Origin of the sequence: Faecalibacterium sp. DFI.5.82 (assembly GCF_029076575.1) — a bacterium.
GTDB lineage: Bacteria > Bacillota > Clostridia > Oscillospirales > Ruminococcaceae > Faecalibacterium > Faecalibacterium duncaniae.
The window spans coordinates 1-300 of record NZ_JARFIS010000762.1 but is presented as its reverse complement, the minus strand read 5'-3'; the positions used below and the strand labels follow the sequence as shown (position 1 = coordinate 300).

2 pseudogenes are annotated in these 300 nt (G+C 46.0%); one reads left to right on the top strand and one right to left on the bottom strand.

What is annotated here, in order from left to right:
• A pseudogene (locus tag P0G09_RS18805) lies at window positions 1-215 on the bottom strand (transposase); the annotation flags it as partial.
• On the opposite strand from P0G09_RS18805, the pseudogene P0G09_RS18800 reads away from it, so the two are divergent.
• A pseudogene (locus P0G09_RS18800) lies at window positions 213-300 on the top strand (transposase); the annotation flags it as partial. The pseudogenes P0G09_RS18805 and P0G09_RS18800 sit on opposite strands and share 3 nt — an antisense overlap.

Genomic DNA, 300 nt, shown 5'->3' with positions numbered 1-300 from the left:
CGCACAAGTTTCTTCGTGGCATGGGATAAGGCAACATTGTAGTGCTTTCCTTCAGCACGTTTCTTGGCAAGATATTCAGCAAAGACGGGATTCCAGTGGCAGACGTACTTGGTTGCGTGGTAGAGGGCATATCGCAAATAACGAGAACCACGCTTCTCCATGTGAGCGTAACAGTTTGTAAGTTTTCCGGACTGGTATGTAGATGGAGAGCAGCCATGATTCTTGCTGAAATCGGTGATTTTTCCAACTTTGAATCTCCTGACAAAATCCTTGCTTACGATGGCTGCTCTCCATCTACAT